Origin of the sequence: Pseudoalteromonas sp. SR44-8 (assembly GCF_014163635.1) — a bacterium.
Lineage (GTDB): Bacteria > Pseudomonadota > Gammaproteobacteria > Enterobacterales > Alteromonadaceae > Pseudoalteromonas > Pseudoalteromonas rhizosphaerae.
On record NZ_JACJDS010000028.1, the window covers coordinates 35306 to 61259 of the forward strand.

Below are 25954 nucleotides of genomic sequence, written 5' to 3' on the forward strand. Positions count from 1 at the left end.
ACAAAAGAACACCAATACCAAGTACTTCGGTGTCAGATATTTCATGCTTAAAGTCACTTATAGACGAAGGCTAAAACTGAAAACGACAAGCCAAAGTAAATGTATGGAACCACCAAGGTTTGGAGGCTCTGCACGCTACACAGAGGGTTAAATTTCTATTTAAGGTATGTAGTGCTAGTTGTTTCTAATTTCAAGTAATTAAGTATAGACTGGGCTAGTTGCTTTAACTTGTTTACTTATAAGGATATTAAATTGTCGCAGTCTCTTCCTATTCCAGCCCAGCGTTGGTTATCACTTTTATTGTGTGCAATTACAGCGGCCGCGATTACAGTATTTTTAAGTAACGTCAGTTTTGTACGGCAAGCCTATGCAAGCTGGGGTAGTATTTTATACGCCAATTCTGTACTGCACTATAGTTTTGCTTTTCTTTCCGGCATTGGCATCAAGCTGATGCTGGATAAGTTTTATATCTCCCACGCCAAACGCAGTATTGGATTTAACTGGCGATATCCGCCAGTGACAATGAGTGTATTGTTTGGATTATTTTTCATTGTTGGTTACGTGTATGTAACTAACAATGAAATAGTAGAACAACTGACAGCTCATGCCTTTATAAGTTTTAAGTTTCTGTCACTGAGCTTTTTAGCTGTTGCAGCGACTATTATCTATCAAACTAAACTGTATACAAAAAATCCCATATTTTCGGTTGTACTGTGTTCGGTATCAGCATTTTATTTATTTTCAGCAATAAACTTAGTTGAGATAGAACATGCATTCTGCGTGTTTTTCTGTATAGCAATTGCTTATTTGGGTATGTCGGTATATTTGTTATGGGAGCAGTTAAAAGCATCTAGCGCAGAGTCAAGAGTCGAATCAAAACAAGAAGTAGAATTAAAGCTTGAGAGCTTAGAAGATTTTCGAAAATGGTTTAAAGATGATTCAACCATTAAAAACACAGAGCAATTAGAACCTGATTTACGGGTTTATGCTAATCGTATTGCAGATCGACTGCTAAAAAGAGGTGATCAGGGAGGGGATGAGCTAAAGGGAGCGCAACATATCGCGCTGTGTGGGCCATTTGGATGTGGAAAAAGCAGCATAGTTGATTGCATTGCAAATGATTTAGCAAAAAGCCCTAAGCAAGATAGTGTCTGGATACACAGTGATATATCAACATGGGGCGCAGCCAGTGGCAGTGTCGCGCATGTGATACTTAGCAATATTATTGATGATATCAGCCAGCACATTGATATGTGCGCCTTTCGTGCGCTACCAAAACATTACACTGAAGCCCTAAAATCAGGCGGCAGCTTTTTTCAATTTGCATCTACACTACTCGCAGGCCCAGTTGATATCGAGCAAAGCTTTCAAAAGCTTAACAATGTTCTTAAAGTAACCAACTATAAATTACTGATCACCCTGCAAGATGTAGATCGCGGAACAGGCGATGAAAATGAAAAGCGCTTAAATGATATAGCTGCGCTTTTAGATAGATTAAAGAATAGAGATTTAAGTAACATAAACTTTATCATCGCTATGGGTAATGAAAATGAAGTTGCGGCAGAAGTAATATCAAAAGCGACTGATTATAGGGAGGATATTCATAAACAGAATGTTCTAGTGGTATTACGTAAATTCATTGAATTAAGTATCAATTATGCGATTGCAGAAGGCTGCTTTGTTATTTTTGAGGGGGAAATTTTAACCGCTGACAAATTAATGCGCATTTTGCGTGGGGGACATGATTGGTACTTTTTAGAGCAAAAATTAATTGAAGTGGAAAACCAAATCTATTCAATTCGACAACTTAAAAAGATTCTTCGTAGAGTTAATCAGATTTGGCAAAAAGATAGGTTAATGGGAGAAATTAATTTTATTAACTTATTGATGGTTATTACTTTACGAGAAGTTAATCTCAAATCATTTGAGTTATACACAAAGTTAGAACCTTACAATATTAAAGCTCTGAGATCACATCATGAGTATGATCTAAAGCCATTTATTTTAGAGTGTGCAAGTGTAGGAAAAGAAGATGACTATCTAACTCGTTTTTATATCGAAATGCTTGATATAACAGCTGATAGAGTTCTTAATCCAGCGAAAAATCATGTACTAGATAACCCAGATGCTAAGTGGCAGCAAGATGGAAGTTTCAAAAATCAAGGTGTTGGATTTAATAATGGTTACTCGGATTATTTAGTAAGAGTTTTAGCTGAGCGCATACCGCAAGAGCAGGTATCAGATCAAAATGCCATTGCAAATGTAATTGAACTTTATGAATTAAAGCTAAATGATGCAAAAGGCATACTTTTATTTATAAACCGTTATCTTGGCTTTAGCGATAAAGAAGTTATAAATTTTGAACGGTTCTTTGGTGTAGTCGATGATAAGTTTAGCGCTATAGAAAGTATTGGTAAAAGTATTATGAAACGGCCTCCTTTGGCTGATTATGGAGTTAATTGTGGTGTAGAAGAGGTACTTAAAAAATTGCTGGCAGAAAGTTTAACAATACATAATTTACAATATTTATTTAGTAGCCTTTTGGATAAAGGGTCATTAGGTGCTAATAATGAAAGCTCGAAGCGAGTAGAGTTTCTATATGACTTTTTAACCTTTCTAGGAGTTACTTCAGGGAAAACAGGCGTCTTTAGCCCTAGTTCAATAAAAGGAGCAGTTAGGTTTTTGGCTAACCCTTCAAACAAGTCGGCCTATTGTTTGTTTTGTTTATTGTTGTTATCACATAGGGTGTCAATGTCTGACGAGCTTACAAATGATGAAATTCTAGAAAAGTTAAATAAAATTAAATTTGGAAGTCAAACACTGGATAAAATTTTAATCAGGCCATTAGATAAACTGCCAACTATTGATACTACCAACCTGACAGAGTTTAAGAATGTAAGCCATTTAAATTTGGAAACCAAACAGCTTTCAGGGCGAGATTTTTAGTTGGTTGATATGGGGATATATGAGGATACAAACTACTTGCCCGCAGTGTATAAGTGAAGCTGGTACTTATACGGCTTTTATAATGCAGTCACAGCAGTTAATTGATGATGGTATTCATAAAGTTGTTTGCGATAGAGGGCATAAATATACAGTTGAATTAAGAGCTCAAAAGTTTGAAATGCTTTTTGATATAGCTGTTAATGCAATTGGTGATGGATATATGAGAGAAGCAGTTGCTTCATTTGCAGCATCACTCGAGCGCTTCTATGAATTCTTTATTAAATATCATATTCATTCATTAGGAATTGATGAAAGTATTTTACTCAATACATGGAAGGAAGTTTCTAATCAATCAGAAAGACAACTAGGTGCTTTCACTTTTTTATTTTTAGCAAAATATAATGAGAAGGCCCAAACACTTGATAGTAATGCTGTTGGTTTTAGAAATAAGGTGATTCATAAAGGGTATATACCTACAGAAGCAGAAGCTATAGATTTTGGTGATAAAGTTTATTGTATTATTAAAAATACAGTGCAAAAGTTAGAGCTAAGTGAAAGTGAAAGGTTATATAGCTACTATAGCTCCACTCTGCCTTGTTCAAAAGGAGCTAAGTATTCATTGGCGCAACAGTCAAAAGCAATCTCGATGGGTCATAAAATAGATGGAACCAGTTTTAGAGATTATAAAAGTATTTTGAAACAATTTAGAATAGACGATGTTCGATGAACCTTTACAGAAATTCGAAGGTGTGTCTGTAACTTTCTCTGTGTAGCGAAGCGCCTCGGTGAGCTCTGTGGTGAAATTCTCTTTAAATTAGACACCGAGCGAGTTTTTTCGTGGCTGAAGCCAACTCCTACGAGTGAAGAGTCGGCCTTAAACTTACCACTTAAAACTTACAGCTTATAGCTTGGTTTCTTCTTCTATCGCACTTACAATAAAATACGGATTTAAGTATTCATCTTTGGTGTTATAAACAAGCGGGCTGCCATCAAGCTTAGTGACTTTTGCGCCGGCGATTTCGGCTATAGCGTGGCCTGCGCCGGTGTCCCATTCGCAGGTTGGGCCTAGGCGTGGGTAAATATCGGCGCTGCCTTCGGCGACTAAGCACAGTTTTAGTGAACTGCCTTTTGAGACCATTTCAACCTCATCAAAGCGTTTTACAAACTCGGCTAAATCCGGTGATGGATGCGAGCGGCTGCCGACTACGCGAATTAGGCCTTTGTTTGCTTTGGTGGTGACTTTAAGCTCAATGCGCTCATCACCGCGGTCCTTAAATGCGCCGATTGCCTCTGCTGCCAGATAAGACACGCCTAGCGCAGGCGCATCTACTACCGCTAAGATAGGCTTGCCGTTTTCAATCAAGGCGATGTTAACGGTAAACTCACCGTTCTTTTTAATAAACTCTTTAGTGCCGTCGATTGGGTCAACCAGCCAATAGCGGGTCCACGTTTGACGGATATCCCAGCTGATATCGGCACTTTCTTCACTTAATACTGGGATCTCTGGGGTTAAGTGGGCTAGGCCATTGGCAATCACTTTGTGAGCTGCAAGATCGGCGTCGGTTACAGGGCTTTCATCAGCTTTGTACTCAACGTTAAAATCCTTTTCGTAAATCCCCATAATAGCGCTGCCAGCTTGGCGGGCAAGGATCAGTATTTCTTCGAGCAGTTCCGTTTGGTTCATGACTTAACCTTTAATAATTTGCTGTTGTTTTAGATACGCTATCAGCTCTTGCACCGATTGGTCTAGGGTGTTTTTACTGGTATCTAAGATTATTTCCGGTGAATGGGGTATTTGGTAGTCTGAATCAATACCTGTGAAGTGTTTTATTTCACCTGCGCGGGCTTTTTTGTATAAGCCTTTTGGATCGCGGCTCTCGCATACGTCCAGAGGTGTGTCTAAAAACACTTCGATAAATTCACCGTCATCGACTAAGTTTCTGACCATATCGCGTTCAGCGCGAAATGGGGAAATAAATGCGGTGAGTACCAATAATCCAGCATCGACCATTAGTTTGGCGGTTTCACCAACGCGGCGAATATTTTCGATACGGTCTTCGTCGCTAAAGCCTAAATCTTTACACAAGCCGTGGCGTACGTTGTCGCCATCAAGCAGGTAGGTGTGAATACCTTGTTGATTGAGTGCGCTTTCAAGGGCGTTTGCTACGGTGCTTTTACCTGAGCCGGAAAAACCAGTGAACCATAAAATAGCCGGTTTATGGCTTTTGTGTTCGCTACGTTGTGCTTTAGTAATGGCATAGTTATGCCAAACAATGTTCTCATCCATTATAAAACTCTCTTATGAGTAAGCGCTGGCTTAAAATGGAAATACCAGCGGGATCAGGGTTAATACCGTTATTGAATAAATAATAGAAAGCGGTAAGCCCATTAATACATAGTCTTTTAAACGATAATTGCCGGCGCTATAAACCATCAGGTTAGTTTGATAACCAAATGGTGATATAAAGCTTGCAGATGCACCAAAGGCGACCGCCATAATAAACGGCAGCGGGTCAACATTAAAGCCCATTGCTAATGCATAAGCGACAGGGAATGATAGTGCCGCTGCGGCGTTATTGGTGATAAGTTCGGTGAACATTACTGTCATTACAAAAATCGCGATAAACGCACCATAGGGGCCAAAATCACCGAGTACATAAAACAATGCTGCAGATATTTGTCCAGCTAGGCCGGTGCCTATCATCAGTTTTGCAAGGCCAATGGCGCTACCAACTACAGCGAGTAACTCAATAGGAAAACGGCGTTTTACTTCGCTCAGCTTTATCGTTCCCGTGAGCATTAAGCCAATCAGCAATACTAATAAGCCTTTTACCAGTGGTACATAGCCAATAATGCTCAGCCCAAGTACCGTTGCAAAGCTCGCTAATACTAAGTTAGATTGCTTGGGCGCTAAGTGAGTTTGTAAATCAAGCCCGGAAATATACACAAATTCGCGTTTTAAATTAGGCAGACTATAAAAGTCTTTACCTGGTGCGAGGATCAGTGAGTCTCCCGCTTGCAGCTGCACTTTACCAAGGCCACCTTGCAAGCGGTCATGGCCGCGACGAATAGCGATAACAGCGGCATGAAACTGTTCACGAAAACGCGCTTCTTTAACTGTTTTTCCTATAAATTTAGATGATTGGCTGACAACAACTTCAACGAGGTGCTCAACATCTTTTTGATGTTTATCGTGAACTATTTTTAGCCCGTCAAAGCGTGTTAGCAATGGCACTGATTTGATGTCACCGACAAACAGCAATACATCGCCCGCTTTAATCACTTGTTGCGGGGTCACTGCACAAATGCGTTTATCGCCGCGAATAATTTCCGCTAGGAATAAGTCTTTAAGTTCGCGCAGGCCATTTTCTTCTACGCTTTTACCAATTAGTTTTGAGCCTTCTTCTATTTTACCTTCGAGATAAAAAGGCACCACTTCTTGATCGTTTTTGCCGTTGTCTGGCAAATATTTTAGCATCACTAAAATAGTGATCAGGCCCACACTTAATGCGCCTAACCCGACTATGGTAAAGTCGAAAAAGCCTAGCGGTGCCATGCCTGCATCAACGGCAAAACCATTGACGATTAAATTTGTTGAAGTACCAATTAAGGTAATTGTGCCACCTAAAATAGCAGTATACGACAGCGGTAATAGTAGCTTTGAAGGTGAATGGTTTGGATTGTCTTTTATGGCAGTAATGAGCGATGCGACAACCGCTGTATTATTGGTAAATGAGGATAAAAACGCTGTAGAAAGTCCGAGCTTAGTGACTGAGCTGGTTAAACTTCCTTTTGATAATGACTGGGCAAGCTTTTGTACGAGTGTAGTTTTTTCAACCGCAATCGAAACCAGTACTAATAACACTAAGGTGATCAGTGATGGATTGGCGTAGTTGATCAGCATATCTTCAAGGTCGATTAACCCGCCTAGATATGCGGTGCCAATGGCGCCAACAAAAAGCCATGCTGGCTTTAGCCGCGTGCCAAACAGGCACCCGACTAAAGTTAGCATAATGCCTGTTAATACTAGCTGTTGATACATGCTTTATATGTCCTTAACAGGCAAAGTTGGTTATTTAAGCTTTGATATATCAAGCGCTTGCCAATGTGGGAAGTGCTTGCGTACTAACGCATTAAATTCAACTTCAAACTCACTAAAGTTACCCGTTTGTTCTTGCTTAGCAAGCACGTTTTCAATCATACCCGCCGCAACAGTTAAGTTAGATAAACGATCGATTAAAATAAACGCACCGGTTTCGTGATTGTTGTGATAAGCATCGGCCAAAATGGTTTCGGTCAATTCTAGGGTAACAATCGCGATTTCGTTTAACTGCAGGCTGTCTGCGCTGCCGTGTTCAAGGGTGTTCACATCAATGGTGTGATCAATCTTTTTCACGATAGCCGAAGTATTTTTACTGCCTAGCTTAAAGTTATAGCTTTTACCCAGTACCAGCGGCGCTTCGTGCATCCACACAAGCTTTGCTTGTACTTGGTTAGTTACAGTCGCTGTTGAATCAGCAGGAACGATCACGTCCCCTCGGCTAATATCAATTTCAGTGTTAAGCGTTAAAGTAATTGCTTGGCCAGCTTCGGCTGTGTCTAAGTTGCCGTCAAAGGTGACAATCTCTTTAATGCTTGAGGTTTTACCTGATGGCAATACTTTAATAGCATCACCAACGCGTAATTTTCCTGAGGTCAAAGTACCTTGGAAACCACGGAAGTTTAGGTTAGGGCGTACTACATACTGCACAGGGAAACGCGCTTCAAAGCCAGTGTCTGTTTCAGCTGCTGGTGAGTCTTCTAATAACTCAAGCAGTGGTTTGTCTGTGTAATATGGTGTGTGCTCTGAGCGTGTTACTACGTTATCGCCTTTAAGTGCCGACATAGGCACAAACTTGATGTTAGATACGTTAAGTTGCTCGGCAAATTTTAAATAATCGGCTTTAATGCGCTCATAAACGGTTTCGTCAAAATCAACAATATCCATTTTATTCACGGCAACAACAAACTGTTTAATACCCAATGAATCACAGATAAAGCTGTGACGCTTAGTTTGTACTTGCACACCGTAGCGCGCATCAACAAGAATAATCGCTACATCACTGGTTGATGCACCGGTTACCATGTTGCGCGTGTATTGCTCATGCCCTGGAGTATCAGCAATAATGAATTTACGTTTAGCCGTTGAAAAATAACGGTACGCTACATCAATAGTTATGCCTTGCTCACGCTCAGCTTGTAAGCCGTCAACCAGTAGTGCTAAATCGAGCTCTTCACCGGCATTACCGACTTTTTCGTTATCTTTATGCAGTGCTGCTAACTGATCTTCATAAATTTGGTGGCTGTCGTGTAGTAGGCGGCCAATTAGGGTTGATTTACCGTCATCCACACTACCACAGGTCAGCATACGCAATAGGCTTTTGTCTTGTTGGCGAGCAAGATAGGCGTCGATGCCAATTGCTTTTACTTCGTTAATTGTATCGCTAGTATTAATAGACATTAGAAATAGCCCTCACGTTTTTTCTTCTCCATTGAACCTGCTGAATCGTGGTCAATTACCCGACCTTCACGTTCAGATGACGTAGATAGCAGCATTTCTTCGATAATCTCAGTCAGTGTACTGGCTGTTGATTCCACTGCACCGGTAAGTGGGTAACAACCTAAAGTACGAAAACGAACAGATTTCATCATGGGTACTTCGCCTTCTTTAAGCGGCATACGCTCATCATCAACCATGATCAAAGTACCATCACGCTCTACAACAGGGCGCTCTTTGGCTAAGTAAAGGGGAACCATATCGATGTTTTCTTGATAGATATATTGCCAAATATCAAGTTCAGTCCAGTTAGAAAGTGGGAATACACGGATGCTTTCGCCAGGGTTAACTTGACTGTTATAGGTATTCCAAAGCTCTGGACGTTGGTTTTTTGGATCCCATCTGTGGTGTTTATCACGGAATGAATAAACACGCTCTTTAGCGCGAGATTTTTCTTCGTCGCGGCGTGCACCACCAAACGCGGCATCAAAACCGTATTTATCAAGCGCCTGTTTTAAGCCTTGGGTTTTCATGATATCGGTATGCTTACCAGAGCCATGAGTAAATGGGCTGATATCAATCGCTAAGCCTTCCGGATTTTTGTGGACGAGTAAGTCAAAACCGTACTCTTTTGCTAAGCGATCACGAAATTCGATCATTTCTTTAAACTTCCAGTTGGTATCAACGTGAAGCAGTGGAAACGGAATTTTACCTGGGTAAAACGCTTTACGCGCTAAATGTAAAAGTACCGATGAATCTTTACCGATTGAGTAAAGCATAACTGGGTTCTCAAACTCAGCAGCAACTTCGCGCATGATTTTGATACTTTCAGCTTCTAATTGCTGAAGGTGAGTTAAAGCCATTGTTAGTCGTCCTACTAAAATGATTAAAAGTTAAAATCTAAATAGTTTAAAGCTATGCCACGTCTGTAAGCGGTTGTGCAAAGCTACTGGTTTGGGCTTTTGTGCCAAACCAATGAAGTTCTTCATGTAATGAAGCAACTTCACCAATAATTAATAATGCCGGTGAAATAATGCTGTGACGCTCGATTAAATCGGCCAGCTCACCTAATTTACCGGTTACAACGCGTTGATTTTTGCGAGTACCGTTTTCAATAATTGCCACGGGTGTATCTGCACCGCGACCATGTTTTAATAATTGTGCTTGAATATGGGGAGACTTAATTACACCCATATAAATAGCCAGAGTTTGGTTTGGTTTTGCCAGTGATTGCCAATCTAGTTCTTGACCGTCTTTTTTACAGTGACCAGTTACAAACTGTATGGCTTGTGCATGGTCACGGTGCGTTAGCGGAATACCCGCATAAGCGCTACAACCTGCGGCAGCAGTTATGCCAGGGACGATTTGGTAATTTACGTTATTAGCTGCCAGTACTTGAACTTCTTCACCACCACGGCCATAAATAAACGGGTCGCCACCTTTAATGCGGCACACTTTTTTACCTTGCTTGGCAAGGTCAACTAGCATTTGGTTAGTATCTTCTTGCACGACACTGTGATCGCCTAAGCGTTTACCCACACAAATTAAATCAGCATCGCGGCGTACTAGCTCCATAATTTCGTCAGAGACTAGAAAGTCATACACCACCACATCAGCTTGTTGCATTAGTTGCAGTGCTTTCAGTGTTAATAGCTCTGGATCTCCTGGACCTGCGCCAATTACGTATACTTCACCTTCAGGATCCAGTTTGCTATCGAGTAATTGTTCAAGCTGTACGCTTGCGGCAGCTGTATCACCCGTTTGTACTTTGCTGACGACAGATGAATCAAATACGCCTTCCCAAAATTGGCGACGATCAGCAAAACTCGTAAAGCGCTGTTTTACTTTGTCGCGAAAGCTGCCAACTAAACTTGCAAGCGGGCCGATGTGTTGTGGAATAAGCGTTTCTAACTTCTCGCGTAAGCGCCGTGCTAATACCGGCGCTGTTCCAGCACTTGAAATTGCAATAGTGATCGGGTCACGATCAACAATTGAAGGAAAAATAAAGGTGCATTTAGGTTGGTCATCCACTACGTTAACGAATACATTTCGTGCATTTGCGAGTTCAAATACGCTGTTATTTACGCCGTCATTGTCAGTTGCGGCAATGACCAGCATTTTGCCATCAAGGTGTGATTCATCAAAAAAAGCATCAATTAGAGTGACATCATTATTTTGTGCATGCTCTTTTAATTCATCACAAAACCAAGGTGCTACTAAAGTGACATCAGCGCGAGCTTTCAAAAATGCACGGCACTTACGTAACGCAACCTCTCCACCGCCAACAACCAATACTGGTTTATTGTCGAGCTTGGTAAAGATAGGTAAATATTGCATGTGTAGACCCTTGGAAAAAATTACAGCAAAGATGCTTTTCAGGAACTCAGAATATAGTGGCGTAAGCTAAGTAAAAAATAATTAAAACCCAGTTAATATAACTAAAAGTTATATAGGGTTGTTCGATTTGGCTTAAGCCTTAGTTAACAGGGGATTGCGCCGAGTTGCAAGGGCAATAGTGAGTGTATATCTAGCTTATAGTGTTTGGTTATTAGCTATAGCGAGAATAGTTAAATTTGGTACTATTGCTAATACATGAACTTACTTGGTGGATTTATGACAACGCAACTAACTGATGCGGCATTGGCCGTGCAATTAATGGATTTAACCAGTTTAAATAGTAATGATAGCGCGGCAACAATACAGGCCTTGGTGGCTAGTATTAAGCCCAACCTAGGTATTCCGGCTGCAGTGTGTGTTTATAGTGAGTTTGTTGATGACGCCAAGCTTGCTTTAGCTGAGCGCGAGCTTAGTTATGTAAAAGTCGCCACAGTAACTAACTTTCCCTCAGGCAACAGTGAGCTAAGTGAAGTAATTAATGAAACATTAATCGCAATAGAGCGTGGCGCAGATGAAATTGATTTGGTGTTACCGTATCAAGCCTTAATCGCGGGGGACGAAGCCACAGCGCTAGAATATGTGCGTGCCAGTAAAGAGTGCTGTCCTGAACACGTACAATTAAAAGTAATTATAGAATCCGGCGCACTAAAAACAGCGCAGTTGATAACACTGGCGACAGAAATAGCAATTGCCGGTGGTGCTGACTTTGTTAAAACCAGCACCGGCAAAGTAGCTACAAATGCCACTCTTGAAGCAACCGATGTGATGTTAAGTACGATTAAAAAGTCGTCGCGTGTAGTCGGTTTTAAAGCTGCAGGTGGCGTGAAAACGGTTATGGATGCAAGTAATTACTTACAGCTAGCGACTGATATTATGGGAGAAAGTTATTTGAATCCGTCAACATTTAGATTTGGTGCATCAAGCCTGTTAGCTAATGTATATGCGGTACTTAATGACGCGTCATAGTGAGCAAGAAAAATTACAACTTGAGCATGATGCAGGCAAGTTGTTCTTGCGTTGCTATGAACATCGCTTTGGTATTCCAATGCGCCATATTTGGCATAATCAGCCGAGTAAACCAGATATCAGTTGCTATCGTAATGAACAGAAGCTTGATATTGAAATAGCACATTTATATGCCAGCGAAACCGAAGCCATGGCAGTACTCGGCAGGCCTTTATCTATAAGCATGCAACGCGATCTTGCTGATATGGCAATGCAACCAAGTGAGCAGCGGCTGCACTGTGCACTGCAGCGGTTATTAGAACAAAAAGGAAAAAAGCACTATCAATCAGAGCAAACATGGCTGCTTATTCGTAACGCCAGCACCATTTGGCATAAAGCGGATTTTGACGCTGAGTTACAGAATATAACGATACCGCTTACCCATCCTTTTCAACAAATTTGGTTGCTTTGTGATTTTTATCAGGGCGAGCTGTTACAGCTGTTCTAAGTATATAGATGGTATAGCAGCCAAGAATAAACTGGCTGCTAAATAACCTGATCTTTGGTTAGTTAATTTTAAACATACTACCTAAGCTCTCAAGCCCTGACTTATTGGTTTTGGCAATACATTGACTTTCATCGAGTGACTTTTTGGTTGCTTCGTCTGCAAGTCCAGTCACTTTTAATTGTTTCTCTTGTTGGTATTCACGCAGTGCAATGACTGTTTGACGGTCGTATTTAACATCTTCAGTTTCAAATTCTTCATAATTGGGTTGGTTTTTTAAATAACCTAAACAGACTAGATTCATCCGAGACATGGCTAAATCCATCTTTTCATAATGCGGCATTCTATGCGTAGGAACATCGACTTTTGCTACTGGAGCAACGGCTTTTGACTTGGCTGCCGTGGTAGTAAGCGGCGGTGGTGCTGTGTATCCTGATGCTAAGGTATTATTGCTGTTATAGCGATAGTAAGTGGCTGGGACTTTAGTTTGTAAAAACTCAACGGCTTTGATTATCACTTCGCGGAGCGCTTTTTCTTTAGGGGTGTTTGACCAGCCACTTAAATTACCACCGACTAATGCACCGCCAAAATTAGTTGCCGCACTGGTAAAATCAAAATCTTTGCTACCTCCTTCGACGCTGGTGGCTGCTAAAATACGTGAGGTGCGAGTATCGATAAGGCGCAAATCAATCGCCATATGCGAGCCTGAAAAACCTGCCGATACTGAGCTAAACACATCACCTATAAAACCGCCAGTACCAACACTGGCACCTGAGCTGTCGTCATCAAATTCAGTTACCGCTGCTACCACAACTATTTCGGCTCCTTCAATTTCACCGTAAGCTGCCCCTGATGCTGCGCTAACACGACCTGAAGCCGCTAGATCTTGCTCAGATAACACTGCATCTAACGCCTGGCGTTCAAGTACGATAAAGCGATTGGTGCCTACCAAAGCTGTGGTGAGTTGGTCGGCCATGCCTTCACCTATTTCTTTTCGCCACCAATGAGAGTCATTCGATTTATCGGTAAAGCGTGCCACGGCAATACGCGCTTTTGGACCATTATATTGTTGTTGGGCGATTTCATTAATGTTTGGTGAATCTTGGTTTGAAGTGACCTTGGTCGAGGTACTTTGGCAAGCGCTAAGACTGCTAGCAACGAGGGTTGCCAACAGTACTTTTTTAGTTGTTGTGAGCATATGATTTTCCTTAATTAATGTGCCAAATAGAAACAGTGAAGGTTTTTATTCTACAAATTGTTTTAAAGTTAATTTAAAGAAATCATAAGGTTAAAAATAGTACTGAGGCGAACACTTTGGTCACACAGGCGAAGTTTTTGCATTCAGGTTGGTATTTTCCCTAAACTGTTTGGGCGAAACGTTATGCTTTGCCTTAAAGCAGCGAGCAAAGTAACTTTGTGAGCTAAAGCCGACTTTTTCAGCAATTAAACCTATGCTCAGATCGCTGTCGCTAAGTAACTTTTCAGCATACTCTAAACGAGTATTACGAATATAATCACTGGGAGTTAAATTGTAGAGTGCTTTCATTTTCAGTTGTAAGGCACGTGGGCTTAAATATAATCCTGCAGCGAATTCTTCAATACTAAACGCTTCGTTGTGATAGTTATCACGGATGATGTTTTTCAGGCGTTCGGTAAATTGGTAATCTTTACTTTGTGTAAGCTGCTGATCGAGTACCAGCGGCGGAGCATGAGCCGCAAGCTGCTTTGCTAAGTGCCGATTAAGGACTGCACGAATACTCAGTAACCCTTGTACTCTACTGAGCAGTAATTGCGGCTCAAATGGTTTACTTAAAAAATCATCTGCTAGTAAATCAAGGCCTTTTAGTCTGCTTTGTGTATCGGCTTTTGCTGACAATAATAACACTGGTATATGGCTGGTAATGTTATTTGTGCGTAGCGCATTAAGTAATTGATAACCGTCCATGCAAGGCATCATCACATCGCTGATCACTAGATCTGGCATTTCTGTTTGGCAGATGGCTAAGCCTTGTTCGCCGTTAATAGCACTTAAGCAGTGGTACTCAGTAGCAAACAAAGTCAGCAGTAGTTCGCGCATTTCGTCGTTATCTTCAACAATCAGTAGCTTTTGCGAATTGCTGGGGCGGGTTGCTTCATTTACTGGTGCTGCTAGCGAAGTTGCGCCATGCTCTGCTTCAGTCAAAGGCAGAGATACAGTAAAACAACTGCCTTTACCTACTTCACTTGTTAGTGAAATCTGCCCGCCGTATTGCTCTAGCAATTGTTTAACTAAAGCAAGGCCAATTCCACTGCCGTTTTGATTTTGTGCTGCAACACGCGTAAAGCGTTCAAAAATAATGCCTTGTTGGTGTTTTTCGATGCCAATACCGGTGTCAACAATCGCGATATGAGCCATGTTATTATGCACTGATAAGCTAATCTCAACTTGACCGCCTGAGTGGGTATATTTGAGGGCATTACTAACTAAGTTGGTAATAATTGACGTTGCATGTTCTGGCTCAAGGGCTATGCAGCAAGAGCCTTGGCTGAGATCTGTCATTGTTACGTGAATACCTTTTTGTTCAAACAGCACCGTGAAGTCAGCAACCAGCTGCTTTATAAATGGTGCTAAAGGATAGGGCGAAACGTAATGTATAGCGCAGCTGGGGCGTTGGCTTAGCTGTAATAGTTGATTTATTAAGGTCAGCAAACGTAGGCTATTGCGTTTGATCATCGATAATTGTTTTTGGCTAGCTTGATCTTTATGGTTTAGCTGCAAGCTTTCAAGTGGCGCGAGTATTAAACTCAGAGGCGTTTTTAATTCATGGCTAATATTATCTAAAAATTGACTTTTTAAGCGATTCAGTTCACGGGCTTGATTACTTGTTTGTTCGGCCAGCTTAGCGCGGTATAGCGAGGCCGCAATAAGCCAAATAATAACCCCAGTGAGAAGAACATAACCGGCATAGGCAAGGCGACTTTGCCACCACGGCGGCACCACCGTGAAATCGAGCATAGCTTTAGCATTACTCCACTGGCCATACTGATCTTTTACTTTTAGTTGCAGCTGATAGTCGCCTGCGGGCAGTTGCGGGTAGTTTATTTGTCGTTGTTGTGCGTTGGTATATAGAAATTGCTTATCAAAACCAGCGAGTTTGTATGCATATTGATATTGTTGAGGTGCCGACGGGCTATTTAATGCTGAGAACTTAAAGCCGATCACGCCGACACCTTTGTTAAAGGAGAGTGTTTGTATATAGCTAATTAATTTCGCAGCTTGAGTCTCGTGCTTAGTGTATGGGGCAGTGGCTATCGCTTGATTGTTAATTAGTAATTCGGTTAACACAGGCTCTGGAGTTGTAGCTGCCAGCTTTAGCTTAAGCGGATCAAATTGATTAAAGCCGTTGATCCCGCCAAAAAATAGTTCACCGTTCTGCGCTTGATAAGCCGCGCCGAGAATAAATGAATTATGTTGCACGCCATCACGGGGTAAAAAATGCTGCATATTTTCAGAGCTGGGCTGATAACGTGTTAAACCTTGGTTGCTTGCCAGCCACAGGTAACCTTTGGCATCCTGTTTAATGGCAAAAATATTATCGTTTAGCAGGCCATCATGCTCGGTGATTCGGGTTATCTCTGCCGTTGTTTTATTCAGTTTATTTAAGCCTCCAAAAGTACCCACCCACAGTGTATTGTCATCTTGCAGATGAAGGGCGGTAACCATGTTATGACTTAAGCTATTTGGGTTTGTTTGATCGGCTTGATAATGGCTAAATTCATTGTTGTTGAGTGTGAGTTTATTTAAGCCAACTCGAGTACCAGCCCAAATTGCATTAGCAACGTTATCGTAAACGAGGCTAAATACGGTGTTGTTCGATATACTATTGTGTTGTTCCGAGTGCTTAAAATGCTCAATGGTCAAGTTATCTGGGTTAAACAGACTTAAACCTTGATTGCTTCCCAACCATAAGTTGCCGTTCCGATCGCTGGTGATCGCATAAATGTTATTGCTGCTGAGCTGGTGGCTTTGCACTGTGAATGATGTAAAGTCATCGCTTTCGCGGTTATAACGCAATAAACCGCCACCATAGGTGCCAATCCAAATACGCTGTTGGCTATCTTCATGAAGGCTGAATATATTGTTGTTGGTAAGGTTGCTGGTATCGACGTGATAGCGCACAAAGCCGTCTTTTGTTTGTCTATTTAACCCGTTGCGGGTACCGACCCATAATTGCCCTTGCGAATCTTTAAGTAAGGCCCGGATAAAATCATGGCTAATACTGTTAGGGTCATCGCTGTGTTGTTGATGATTAAATTGATTTTGGCGCATATCGTAGCGTTGTAACCCATAACCATCAGTGCCTATCCACAGAATACCTTGCTGGTCTTGATATAAAGACAGTAAGTAATCATTAACAAGCCCATGACGTTGCTGTGGAAGGTGTTTAAATTGGCTAAAGCTTGTCAGAGTTGTTTGATAGTTGGGATTATAATATAAGCCTTGGCCGTAGCTGCTAAGCCAAAGATGCTCGTTATTATCGATTAAAATATCGCTTATCCATATACCATCTAGTTGTTTTATATCATTAAACTGTTCACTTTCTAAATCAAAGACACTAAGCCCTGTTTTACTGGCAATCAGTAGCTGCCCTTGTGGCGTGAGTTTTAGGCGCCATAGTTGCTTTTTACTTGCTGAAAAGTGGCTAAATTTAGCTGTCTTTGTATCAAATTTTATTAATCCTTCATTACTGGCCAGCCATAAATTTTGCTTAGCATCAATCACCATATCCTGAAAAATAATACTACCTTGGGTGTTTGGCGAGTAGGAAAAGTAGGCAGTTTCATGCTCGGCTACATTTAGGCGAGTTAAGTTACCATCTTCATGGCCTAACCATAAATTATTGTGTTGATCAGTAAGCATTGACCAAATGCGGTTATCTTTAATCGCTAATGGACTGCTACGGTTAAAATGAGTGAATGTACCGGTGTCTGTATTTAGGGCGTTTAGCCCTTGTGTAGCTGTAGAAAACCACAGCAGATTATTGTCAGTGGTAACACAGTCGGTGATCCAATTACTCGATAGACTTGGCTGGGTTGGATGAGACTTAAAGCGTTTAAATTCATAACCATCAAAACGGTTGAGCCCACCTTGGGTGGCGAACCAATGAAAACCACGGCGATCATTTATGCTGCAAGTGACAGAGTTTTGCGTTAAACCCTGTTCATTAGAGAAGGAGTCTAAATGTAAAGACAGTGCCAGCGCGCCGTTATGAAATAGCCATAAAAAACCAATAATGGCCGCATAGATAGTTGTTTTTATTGTTAGCACGTGCTTCCTCGTGCGTAGTAATATCCCTTGAATTGAAACAATCATAAACTGCTTTTTAATCAATGTTAAGATGGATTTTTCAATCTAGTGATGAGATTTTGACTTATGGGCATCTTTTACACTTGTGTTAATGAATTGCGTAAGTATAATAGGCATCCACTTTGCAGGGGCGTAGTTCCAATTGGTAGAACAGCGGTCTCCAAAACCGATGGTTGGGAGTTCGAGTCTCTCCGCCCCTGCCATTTTATCCTGTTTGTGGGTAAAGTCTGAGGTTAAAAATCGGTTTAAATAAGTCTGTTTTTAAGTTTGGATTTTAATGGATTAACCCTGCCATAGTGTAGGGTTGTTGTGTCTGTAGTTAAGGTAATAATATTATGAGCACGAATGTAGAAACTCCATCAAGTGCGATGGATTCAGTAAAGTGGCTTGTGGCAATTGCGCTACTTGCAGGCGCAGTAGTTGGTAATTATATGTACGCAGATCAGTCTGTGTTATTACGTGCTATTAGTGTTGTTGTTGCTGTTGCCGCTGGTTTGGGGATTGCATCACAAACTGAAAAAGGGCGTACCTTCCTTGCTTTTGCAAAAGAAGCACGCATCGAAGTACGTAAAGTAGTGTGGCCTACGCGCCAAGAAACTACCCATACGACATTTATTGTAATGGTTGCAACTGCGATTATGGCACTTATCCTTTGGGGATTAGATGGCATTTTATTCCGCGCAGTAGGCTTTTTAACTGGATTGGAGATCTGATCCCATGTCGGATGAGAACAACGAAAAGAAACTACGTTGGTACGTAGTACAGGCTTTCTCAGGTTATGAGAAGCGTGTTGCACAAACTATTCTTGAGCATATCAAGATCGAAGGTTTGGAAGATAGCTTTGGTGAAGTATTAGTACCTACTGAAGAAGTGGTTGAGATGCGCGCTGGTCAAAAGCGTAAATCTGAGCGCAAATTCTTCCCAGGTTATGTACTTATCCAAATGGATATGAACGATAAAAGCTGGCATTTAGTAAATAGCACCGCGCGTGTTATGGGCTTTATCGGTGGTACGTCTGATCGTCCAGCACCAATTAGCGCTAAAGAAGCTGATCGCATTCTTAACCGCTTACAAGAAAACGCTGAAGCGCCTAAGCCTGCAACGTTATTTGAACCAGGTGAAGTGGTACGTGTTGTTGACGGCCCATTTGCTGATTTCAGTGGTGTGGTTGAAGCTGTTGACTATGAAAAGAGCCGCGTAAAAGTATCGGTACTTATCTTTGGTCGTTCTACTCCTGTTGAACTTGAATTTGGTCAAGTTGAGCAAGATAGATAAACAAATTAATTGATTTATACCAAAAAATATATTGTTTGGTATAAAGCTTGAAAAAGGCCGCTGATTAACTTATAATCAGCGGCCTTTTTGTATTCAAAGTAAGCATTTCTTGGTTTGTATACAGAAAAGTGAGAAACCAATTTTTAAACTGGGAAGCCGCTAGAGTACGCGTCCTCGCGCGCACAAGGCTAAGACCCACCTAATGAGGTATTTATAATGGCTAAGAAAGTTGAAGCTCTAATCAAGCTACAAGTTGCTGCTGGTATGGCTAACCCTAGTCCTCCAGTAGGTCCAGCACTAGGTCAACACGGTGTAAACATCATGGAATTCTGTAAAGCGTTCAACGCACGTACAGAATCTATCGAAAAAGGCGCTCCAGTTCCTGTAGTGATCTCTGTTTACGGCGACCGTTCATTTACGTTCGACATGAAAACGCCACCGGCTGCTTACTTACTTAAGAAAGCTGCAGGTATCAAATCTGGTTCAGGCCGTCCTAACACTGAAAAAGTAGGCACAGTAACTCGTGCTCAACTTGAAGAAATCGTTGAGACAAAGAAACCTGACCTTACAGCTTCTGATTTAGAAGCTGCGGTTCGCACTATCGCAGGTTCTGCGCGTGCGATGGGCTTGAACGTAGAGGACTAAGATAATGGCTAAATTAACTAAACGTATGCGTACTATCCGCGAAAAAGTGGAAGCGACTAAAGATTACGAAATCACCGAAGCAGTTGCTCTTTTAAAAGAGTTAGCGACAGCTAAATTCGTAGAAAGTGTTGACGTTGCTGTTAACCTTGGTATCGATGCTCGTAAATCTGACCAAAACGTTCGTGGTGCAACTGTACTACCTAACGGTACTGGTCGTGACGTTCGCGTTGCAGTGTTCACACAAGGCGCTAACGCAGAAGCTGCGAAAGAAGCTGGTGCTGAACTAGTAGGTATGGAAGATCTTGCTGAGCTAGTTAAGAAAGGCGAGATGAACTTTGACGTTGTTGTTGCATCACCAGACGCTATGCGTGTTGTTGGTCAACTAGGTCAAATCTTAGGCCCACGTGGTCTAATGCCAAACCCTAAAACTGGTACTGTAACACCTAACGTTGCAGAAGCAGTTAAAAATGCTAAAGCTGGTCAAGTGCGTTACCGCAATGACAAAAATGGTATCATCCATACTACTATTGGTAAGGTTGATTTCACAGTTGAGCAACTTCAACAAAACCTTGAGTCGCTAATTGTTGCGCTTAAGAAGGCTAAGCCTTCACAAGCAAAAGGTGTTTACGTTAAGAAAGTAACCATCTCTACAACAATGGGCGCAGGTGTTTCTGTTGACCAAAGCACTTTAACAACAACTGTTGTTTAATTGAGTGTTTACATGGCGTGAAATTTATACTATAATTTTGCGCCATTTTGTTGAGAAATTTTGTTTTCTCAACAAGTAAAGAATTCGGGTTGAAGTCCATAATTTCGGTGCGCCTTCGGGCAAAACGATAAATTGGGCTTCCGTCCAAGACCGTAGGTGGCTTCGGCCTTAATATTCACCTACGTAGACGGTGTGAATCCCCAGATAGATTTTTCCTAATCTTCTGGCTCTCGCCGTAAAAAGCATCTCTATCTTGTTTGGTAGGGAAGAGTAGAACAGGGAAGCCGATGTACGGTAACCCATTAAACCAGGAGTAACACCCATGGCTTTAAATCTTCAAGGCAAAAAAGCAATTGTTGCTGAAGTCAACGAAGCAGCCAATGGTGCTCTATCTGCAGTTGTTGCAGATTCTCGTGGTGTAACAGTTGGCGCAATCACTGCCCTTCGTAAAGAAGCTCGTGCAAATGGTGTTTGGATGAAAGTTGTCCGTAACACTTTAGCAAAACGTGCTCTTGAAGGAACACAGTTTGAGTGCCTTTCTGATTCATTTGTTGGTCCAAGCTTAATCGCTTTCTCATCAGAGCACCCAGGTGCTGCTGCGCGTATCTTTTCTGCTTTTGCAAAGAAGAACGAGAAATTTGAGCTTAAAACGGCCGCTTTTGAAGGAAATGTTGTTGATGCAGCAATGCTTGCTACATTACCTACATACGACGAAGCTGTTGCACGCTTAATGAGCGCTATGAAAGAAGCGTCTGCTGGCAAATTGTGTAAAACAATTGAAGCAGTACGTGTACAGAAAGAAGAGCAAGCTGCTTAATTTTAAGCTGTTTAATCAATCTTTCGGTGTAAAATTTTTTTGGACCTAGAGTCCGTTAATTATTAGGAAATTTGTAATGTCTGTAACTAAAGACCAAATCCTTGACGCAATTGCTGAAATGTCAGTAATGGACGTTGTTGCTCTTGTTGAAGCAATGGAAGAAAAATTCGGCGTAACTGCTGCAGCTGCTATGGTAGCAGGTCCTGCTGCTGAAGCTGCTGAAGAGAAAACAGAATTTGACGTAATCCTTACTGGCGCTGGCGCTAATAAAGTTGCGGCAATCAAAGCTGTTCGTAGCGCAACTGGCCTAGGCCTTAAAGAAGCGAAAGCTCTTGTTGAAGCTGCTCCTACACCTGTTAAAGAAGGTGTATCTAAAGAAGAAGCTGAAGCTCTTGCTAAAGACCTTACTGAAGCTGGTGCTGAAGTTGAGGTTAAGTAATTTAGCTTTTGCTAAGTTCGCTGTCTGAGAAATCAGGCAAGGGCTGGTGATTATTTAATCACCGGCCTTTTTGCGCTATAGAGCGATGTATTCCTATAGCTCAAATAAAATCTGATTTTCTCTTTACTTTCAACGCTTTATAGTTTGCTAGTGTTAAAGTGGGAGTTAATTGGAACAACAATTAAATGTTGTACAATCTTGGCTTAGATGCCAGTTAAGTCTGTTCTTACAAGAACAGGTCGGGTCAAAGATCAGCAAGCTGAGGAACCCCATGGCTTACTCTTATTCTGAAAAGAAACGTATCCGTAAGGATTTTGGTAAACGTCCACAAGTTTTGGATATACCTTTCTTACTGTCAACGCAGTTAGAATCGTTTAAAAAATTCTTAGTGCCGGACGCTGATGGCGATCATGGTTTGGAAGCTGCCTTCCGTTCTGTGTTCCCAATCAAAAGCTACTCGGGAAATTCTGAGCTTCAATACGTAAGTTATCGTATTGGTGAGCCAGTTTTCGATGTAAAAGAATGTCAAATTCGCGGTGTGACTTATTCTGCTCCACTTCGCGTAAAACTACGCCTTGTGGTGATGGATAAAGAAGCGCCAGGCACAGTTAAAGACATTAAAGAGCAAGAAGTTTACATGGGCGAAATTCCGCTCATGACCGATACCGGTACTTTTGTAATCAATGGTACAGAGCGTGTTATCGTTTCTCAGCTACACCGTAGCCCTGGTGTATTCTTTGATAACGACCGCGGTAAAACTCACTCATCAGGTAAAGTGCTTTATAACGCACGTGTTATCCCATACCGTGGTTCATGGTTAGATTTTGAGTTTGATGCAAAAGATAACTTATATGTACGTATTGACCGTCGTCGTAAATTACCGGCGTCAATCATGTTGCGTGCACTTGAGTACACGACAGAAGAGATCTTAAACATCTTCTTCGAAACCACTGCGTTTGAAGTAACTGACGGTAAAGTTCTTATGGAACTTGTGCCATCACGTTTACGTGGTGAAACCGCTGCCTTTGATATAAAAAGTGAAGACGGTGAAGTGTTCGTTGAGTCTGGCCGTCGTGTAACAGCGCGTCATATCAAGAGCATTGAGAAAAAAGGCATTAGCCATTTAGAAGTACCCCATGAGTATATCATTGGCCGTGTAATTGCTAAAAACTACGTTGATGAGTCAACGGGTGAAGTGATTGCAAACGCGAATGATGAATTAACTTTAGAGTTAATGGCTGAATTGGTTAAAGCAGGTCACACTAAAATTGATACTCTATATATCAATGAAGTGGACAGCGGTGCATATATTTCTGATACGTTACGTATCGATTCAAGCACTAACCGCTTAGAAGCACTAGTAGAAATTTATCGCATGATGCGCCCAGGCGAGCCACCGACGAAAGACGCGGCTGAAGCCTTATTTGAGAACTTGTTCTTCTCTGAAGAACGTTATGACTTATCTACTGTAGGTCGTATGAAGTTCAATAGCCGTGTTGGTTATGACACTGACACAGGCCCAGGCACATTAAGCAAAGAAGACATCGTGTCTGTTATGAAAGTATTAATTTCTATTCGTAACGGTCAAGGCGATGTTGATGATATCGACCACTTAGGCAACCGTCGTATTCGTAGTGTTGGCGAAATGGCTGAGAATCAGTTCCGTGTAGGTTTAGTACGTGTAGAGCGTGCGGTACGTGAGCGTTTAAGCTTAGGTGACCTAGATGCGATCATGCCACAAGATCTTATTAACGCTAAGCCTATTTCGGCAGCAGTTAAAGAGTTCTTTGGTTCGTCTCAGTTATCACAGTTCATGGACCAAAATAACCCGCTATCAGAAGTGACGCACAAACGTCGTATTTCTGCATTAGGGCCGGGCGGTCTTACACGTGAACGCGCTGGCTTTGAAGTACGTGACGTTCACGTAACTCACTATGGTCGCGTATGTCCAATCGAGACTCCTGAGGGTCCAAACATCGGTCTAATTAACTCATTGTCTACGTACGCACGTACCAATGACTATGGTTTCTTAGAAACACCTTACCGCAAAGTGGTAGACGGTGTAGTAACTGATGAAGTTGATTACTTATCAGCCATTGAAGAAGGTCAGTTTGTTATCGCACAGGCGAACTCAAACTTAACTGAAACCAATGAGTTTGTTGATGAATTAATCCCATGTCGTCACAAAGGTGAATCTACCTTTATGGGTCGCATGGACCAGCAATATATGGATGTATCACCACAACAGGTGATCTCTGTAGCGGCAGCACTTATCCCGTTCCTAGAACACGATGATGCTAACCGTGCATTGATGGGTTCAAACATGCAACGTCAAGCAGTACCAACATTGAAAGCGGACAAACCGTTAGTAGGTACTGGTATTGAGTTAACACTAGCGAAAGATTCTGGTGTAACGATTGTTGCTAAACGTGGTGGTGAAGTAATGTATGCTGACGCAAGTCGCATCGTTGTTAATGTACATGAAGAAGAGCGCATCCCTGGTGAAGCGGGCATCGACATCTACAACTTAACCAAATACACACGTTCTAACCAAAACACATGTATTAACCAAAAACCAACTTGTATGGTTGGCGAACCGGTTACTCGTGGTGACGTGTTAGCAGATGGTCCTTCGACTGACTTAGGTGACTTAGCCCTTGGTCAAAACTTGCGCGTGGCATTCATGCCATGGAACGGTTATAACTTCGAGGATTCAATCTTACTATCAGAGCGCGTAGTTGAAGAAGATCGTCTAACGACTATCCATATTCAAGAACTACAGTGTGTTGCCCGTGATACTAAGTTAGGTCCTGAAGAGATCACTGCAGATATCCCGAATGTGGGTGAATCTGCACTAGGCAAGCTTGATGAATCAGGTGTTGTTTATATCGGTGCTGAAGTTAAAGGCGGCGATATCCTAGTAGGTAAAGTGACTCCGAAAGGCGAAACGCAATTAACTCCTGAAGAGAAGCTACTACGAGCTATCTTTGGTGAGAAAGCGTCTGACGTTAAAGACAGCTCATTACGTGTACCAAACTCTGTAACAGGTACTGTAATTGACGTGCAAGTCTTCACCCGTGATGGTGTTGAAAAAGACAAGCGCGCGCTAGAAGTTGAAGAAATGCAACTTCGTGACGCGAAAAAAGACTTTAATGAAGAATTCCGTATTCTTGAAGCAGGCGTGTTAGATCGTGCTCGTAAGTTACTTATCGCAGCCGGTCAAGATGAAGATAGATTAGCGTCATTGAATGCTGAGAAGCTACTAACTCAAAGCCTTGCTGAAGAAGATAAGCAAGCTGAACTTGAGCAACTAGCAGCCCAGTACGATGAGCTAAAAGCTGAATACGATAAAAAGTTTGAAAACAAACGTCGTAAAATTACCCAAGGTGATGACCTAGCACCAGGCGTACTTAAGATTGTTAAAGTATACCTAGCTGTTAAACGTCGTATCCAACCAGGTGATAAAATGGCGGGTCGTCACGGTAACAAAGGTGTTATCTCGACTATCGTACCAGTAGAAGATATGCCATACGATGATAAAGGTCGTACTGTTGATATCGTACTTAACCCGCTGGGTGTACCATCACGTATGAACATCGGTCAGATCCTTGAAACACATATGGGTCTAGCTGCTCGTGGTATTGGTGAGCGTATTGAAGAAATGATGAAAGAACAACGTGAGCTTCATGAGCTACGTGAATTCATCAAGCAAGCATACGAAATTGGTGAATCTCGCCAGTTCGTAGACATTGCTAGCTTCACAGATGACGAAATTCGTCGTTTGGCTGAAAACTTAAAAGGTGGTTTACCAATCGCTACTCCTGCATTTGATGGCGCGAAAGAAAGCGAAATCAAAGACATGCTTGAGCTAGCTGGCTACCCTCGTAGTGGTCAGGTTACACTTTATGATGGCCGTACTGGCGATCAGTTTGAACGTCAAGTAACTGTTGGTTACATGTACATGCTGAAACTGAATCACTTAGTTGATGACAAAATGCATGCGCGTTCTACTGGTTCTTATAGCCTTGTTACTCAGCAGCCGCTGGGTGGTAAAGCACAGTTCGGTGGCCAGCGTTTCGGTGAGATGGAAGTATGGGCACTAGAAGCATACGGTGCCGCTTACACTCTACAAGAAATGTTAACAGTGAAATCGGATGACGTGAACGGTCGTACTAAGATGTATAAAAACATCGTTGATGGTAACCATAAAATGGAACCAGGTATGCCAGAATCGTTCAACGTATTGTTGAAAGAAATCCGCTCACTGGGTATCAACATCGAGTTGGAAGAAAATTAAGCCAATTAGATGCTGCAGCTAGCCTGCAGCATCTGTTACGGCCGAATAGAATGTAGGGACGAAATCATCCGTCCTCAAGATTAACTCCGACAGGAG

19 protein-coding genes and 1 tRNA gene are annotated in these 25954 nt (G+C 41.8%); 12 read left to right on the top strand and 8 right to left on the bottom strand.

Translation table 11 applies throughout. From position 1 onward, the window contains the following. The first annotated feature begins 252 nt into the window (after window positions 1–252). Together H5183_RS14600 and H5183_RS14605 are read left to right on the top strand one after the other, a co-directional pair. On the top strand, window positions 253–2946 hold the full coding sequence (locus H5183_RS14600; protein ID WP_182732014.1) for a P-loop NTPase fold protein: 2694 nt from the start codon (window positions 253–255) through the stop codon (window positions 2944–2946). An 82-nt stretch (window positions 2947–3028) separates the two neighbouring features. Next, window positions 3029–3673 carry a hypothetical protein gene (locus H5183_RS14605; RefSeq protein WP_182732015.1) on the top strand — a complete coding sequence of 215 codons (645 nt, stop codon included), beginning with the start codon at window positions 3029–3031 and terminating at the stop codon, window positions 3671–3673. Window positions 3674–3847: 174 nt separating this feature from the next. On the opposite strand, the gene cysQ is transcribed toward H5183_RS14605, so the two are convergent. Genes cysQ through cysG form a run of 6 tightly spaced genes read right to left on the bottom strand, consistent with a single transcriptional unit; the run spans window position 3848 to window position 10819 of the window. Next, window positions 3848–4630: a 3'(2'),5'-bisphosphate nucleotidase CysQ gene (gene cysQ / locus H5183_RS14610; RefSeq protein WP_182732016.1), complete on the bottom strand. Its 783-nt coding sequence runs from the start codon at window positions 4628–4630 to the stop codon at window positions 3848–3850. 3 nt (window positions 4631–4633) lie between these two features. Beyond that, a complete protein-coding gene (cysC, locus tag H5183_RS14615) occupies window positions 4634–5233 on the bottom strand; it encodes an adenylyl-sulfate kinase (protein WP_145238262.1) in 600 nt (199 codons plus the stop codon). A 30-nt stretch (window positions 5234–5263) separates the two neighbouring features. Next, window positions 5264–6988 (bottom strand): SLC13 family permease, encoded by a 1725-nt coding sequence (locus tag H5183_RS14620; protein WP_182719264.1) that lies wholly within the window; start codon window positions 6986–6988, stop codon window positions 5264–5266. 30 nt (window positions 6989–7018) lie between these two features. Then, window positions 7019–8446: a sulfate adenylyltransferase subunit CysN gene (cysN, locus tag H5183_RS14625; RefSeq protein ID WP_182732017.1), complete on the bottom strand. Its 1428-nt coding sequence runs from the start codon at window positions 8444–8446 to the stop codon at window positions 7019–7021. After that, window positions 8446–9345, bottom strand: a complete 900-nt coding sequence (gene cysD, locus H5183_RS14630) for a sulfate adenylyltransferase subunit CysD (RefSeq protein ID WP_145238271.1) — start codon at window positions 9343–9345, stop codon at window positions 8446–8448. Before cysD ends, cysN begins: the two co-directional genes overlap by 1 nt. Before the next feature lie 52 nt (window positions 9346–9397). Beyond that, a complete protein-coding gene (gene cysG, locus H5183_RS14635) occupies window positions 9398–10819 on the bottom strand; it encodes a siroheme synthase CysG (protein WP_182732018.1) in 1422 nt (473 codons plus the stop codon). A gap of 276 nt (window positions 10820–11095) precedes the next feature. On the opposite strand from cysG, the gene deoC reads away from it, so the two are divergent. Beyond that, window positions 11096–11845: a deoxyribose-phosphate aldolase gene (gene deoC, locus H5183_RS14640; RefSeq protein WP_182732019.1), complete on the top strand. Its 750-nt coding sequence runs from the start codon at window positions 11096–11098 to the stop codon at window positions 11843–11845. Further along, complete coding sequence (locus H5183_RS14645; protein ID WP_145238280.1) at window positions 11832–12332, top strand: hypothetical protein; 501 nt, start codon at window positions 11832–11834, stop codon at window positions 12330–12332. The genes deoC and H5183_RS14645 overlap by 14 nt, the downstream gene beginning before the upstream one ends. 58 nt (window positions 12333–12390) lie before the next feature. On the opposite strand, the gene H5183_RS14650 is transcribed toward H5183_RS14645, so the two are convergent. Together H5183_RS14650 and H5183_RS14655 are read right to left on the bottom strand one after the other, a co-directional pair. Then, window positions 12391–13527 (bottom strand): CsgG/HfaB family protein, encoded by a 1137-nt coding sequence (locus H5183_RS14650; protein WP_182732020.1) that lies wholly within the window; start codon window positions 13525–13527, stop codon window positions 12391–12393. Window positions 13528–13647: 120 nt separating this feature from the next. Continuing rightward, complete coding sequence (locus H5183_RS14655) at window positions 13648–17637, bottom strand: two-component regulator propeller domain-containing protein (RefSeq protein ID WP_310736586.1); 3990 nt, start codon at window positions 17635–17637, stop codon at window positions 13648–13650. 165 nt (window positions 17638–17802) lie between these two features. On the opposite strand from H5183_RS14655, the gene H5183_RS14660 reads away from it, so the two are divergent. From H5183_RS14660 to rpoB, 8 genes are all read left to right on the top strand, one after another. After that, window positions 17803–17879: transfer RNA gene (locus tag H5183_RS14660), tRNA-Trp, on the top strand. A 132-nt stretch (window positions 17880–18011) separates the two neighbouring features. Further along, window positions 18012–18389 carry a preprotein translocase subunit SecE gene (secE, locus tag H5183_RS14665; protein WP_182732022.1) on the top strand — a complete coding sequence of 126 codons (378 nt, stop codon included), beginning with the start codon at window positions 18012–18014 and terminating at the stop codon, window positions 18387–18389. A 4-nt stretch (window positions 18390–18393) separates the two neighbouring features. Next, window positions 18394–18951 carry a transcription termination/antitermination protein NusG gene (nusG, locus tag H5183_RS14670; protein ID WP_145238289.1) on the top strand — a complete coding sequence of 186 codons (558 nt, stop codon included), beginning with the start codon at window positions 18394–18396 and terminating at the stop codon, window positions 18949–18951. A gap of 216 nt (window positions 18952–19167) precedes the next feature. After that, window positions 19168–19596, top strand: coding sequence for a 50S ribosomal protein L11 (gene rplK / locus H5183_RS14675; protein WP_008108462.1), 429 nt, complete (start codon window positions 19168–19170; stop codon window positions 19594–19596). Window positions 19597–19600: 4 nt separating this feature from the next. After that, window positions 19601–20305 carry a 50S ribosomal protein L1 gene (gene rplA, locus H5183_RS14680; protein WP_145238292.1) on the top strand — a complete coding sequence of 235 codons (705 nt, stop codon included), beginning with the start codon at window positions 19601–19603 and terminating at the stop codon, window positions 20303–20305. A 322-nt stretch (window positions 20306–20627) separates the two neighbouring features. After that, window positions 20628–21122 (top strand): 50S ribosomal protein L10, encoded by a 495-nt coding sequence (rplJ, locus tag H5183_RS14685; RefSeq protein WP_145238296.1) that lies wholly within the window; start codon window positions 20628–20630, stop codon window positions 21120–21122. 76 nt (window positions 21123–21198) lie between these two features. Further along, complete coding sequence (gene rplL / locus H5183_RS14690) at window positions 21199–21561, top strand: 50S ribosomal protein L7/L12 (RefSeq protein ID WP_064668694.1); 363 nt, start codon at window positions 21199–21201, stop codon at window positions 21559–21561. A 271-nt stretch (window positions 21562–21832) separates the two neighbouring features. After that, window positions 21833–25858 (top strand): DNA-directed RNA polymerase subunit beta, encoded by a 4026-nt coding sequence (gene rpoB, locus H5183_RS14695; protein ID WP_182732023.1) that lies wholly within the window; start codon window positions 21833–21835, stop codon window positions 25856–25858. Window positions 25859–25954 lie beyond the last annotated feature (96 nt).

Bases quoted from the DNA above. Each gene is read 5' to 3' on its own strand.
- cysQ (WP_182732016.1), bottom strand. From the start codon at position 4,630: ATGAACCAAACGGAACTGCTCGAAGAAATACTGATCCTTGCCCGCCAA.
- secE (WP_182732022.1), top strand. From the start codon at position 18,012: ATGAGCACGAATGTAGAAACTCCATCAAGTGCGATGGATTCAGTAAAG.
- rplL (WP_064668694.1), top strand. From the start codon at position 21,199: ATGTCTGTAACTAAAGACCAAATCCTTGACGCAATTGCTGAAATGTCA.
- H5183_RS14650 (WP_182732020.1), bottom strand. From the start codon at position 13,527: ATGCTCACAACAACTAAAAAAGTACTGTTGGCAACCCTCGTTGCTAGC.
- rplA (WP_145238292.1), top strand. From the start codon at position 19,601: ATGGCTAAATTAACTAAACGTATGCGTACTATCCGCGAAAAAGTGGAA.
- nusG (WP_145238289.1), top strand. From the start codon at position 18,394: ATGTCGGATGAGAACAACGAAAAGAAACTACGTTGGTACGTAGTACAG.
- deoC (WP_182732019.1), top strand. From the start codon at position 11,096: ATGACAACGCAACTAACTGATGCGGCATTGGCCGTGCAATTAATGGAT.
- rplK (WP_008108462.1), top strand. From the start codon at position 19,168: ATGGCTAAGAAAGTTGAAGCTCTAATCAAGCTACAAGTTGCTGCTGGT.
- rplJ (WP_145238296.1), top strand. From the start codon at position 20,628: ATGGCTTTAAATCTTCAAGGCAAAAAAGCAATTGTTGCTGAAGTCAAC.
- H5183_RS14605 (WP_182732015.1), top strand. From the start codon at position 3,029: ATGCAGTCACAGCAGTTAATTGATGATGGTATTCATAAAGTTGTTTGC.
- rpoB (WP_182732023.1), top strand. From the start codon at position 21,833: ATGGCTTACTCTTATTCTGAAAAGAAACGTATCCGTAAGGATTTTGGT.
- H5183_RS14620 (WP_182719264.1), bottom strand. From the start codon at position 6,988: ATGTATCAACAGCTAGTATTAACAGGCATTATGCTAACTTTAGTCGGG.
- cysG (WP_182732018.1), bottom strand. From the start codon at position 10,819: ATGCAATATTTACCTATCTTTACCAAGCTCGACAATAAACCAGTATTG.
- cysD (WP_145238271.1), bottom strand. From the start codon at position 9,345: ATGGCTTTAACTCACCTTCAGCAATTAGAAGCTGAAAGTATCAAAATC.
- cysN (WP_182732017.1), bottom strand. From the start codon at position 8,446: ATGTCTATTAATACTAGCGATACAATTAACGAAGTAAAAGCAATTGGC.
- H5183_RS14645 (WP_145238280.1), top strand. From the start codon at position 11,832: ATGACGCGTCATAGTGAGCAAGAAAAATTACAACTTGAGCATGATGCA.
- cysC (WP_145238262.1), bottom strand. From the start codon at position 5,233: ATGGATGAGAACATTGTTTGGCATAACTATGCCATTACTAAAGCACAA.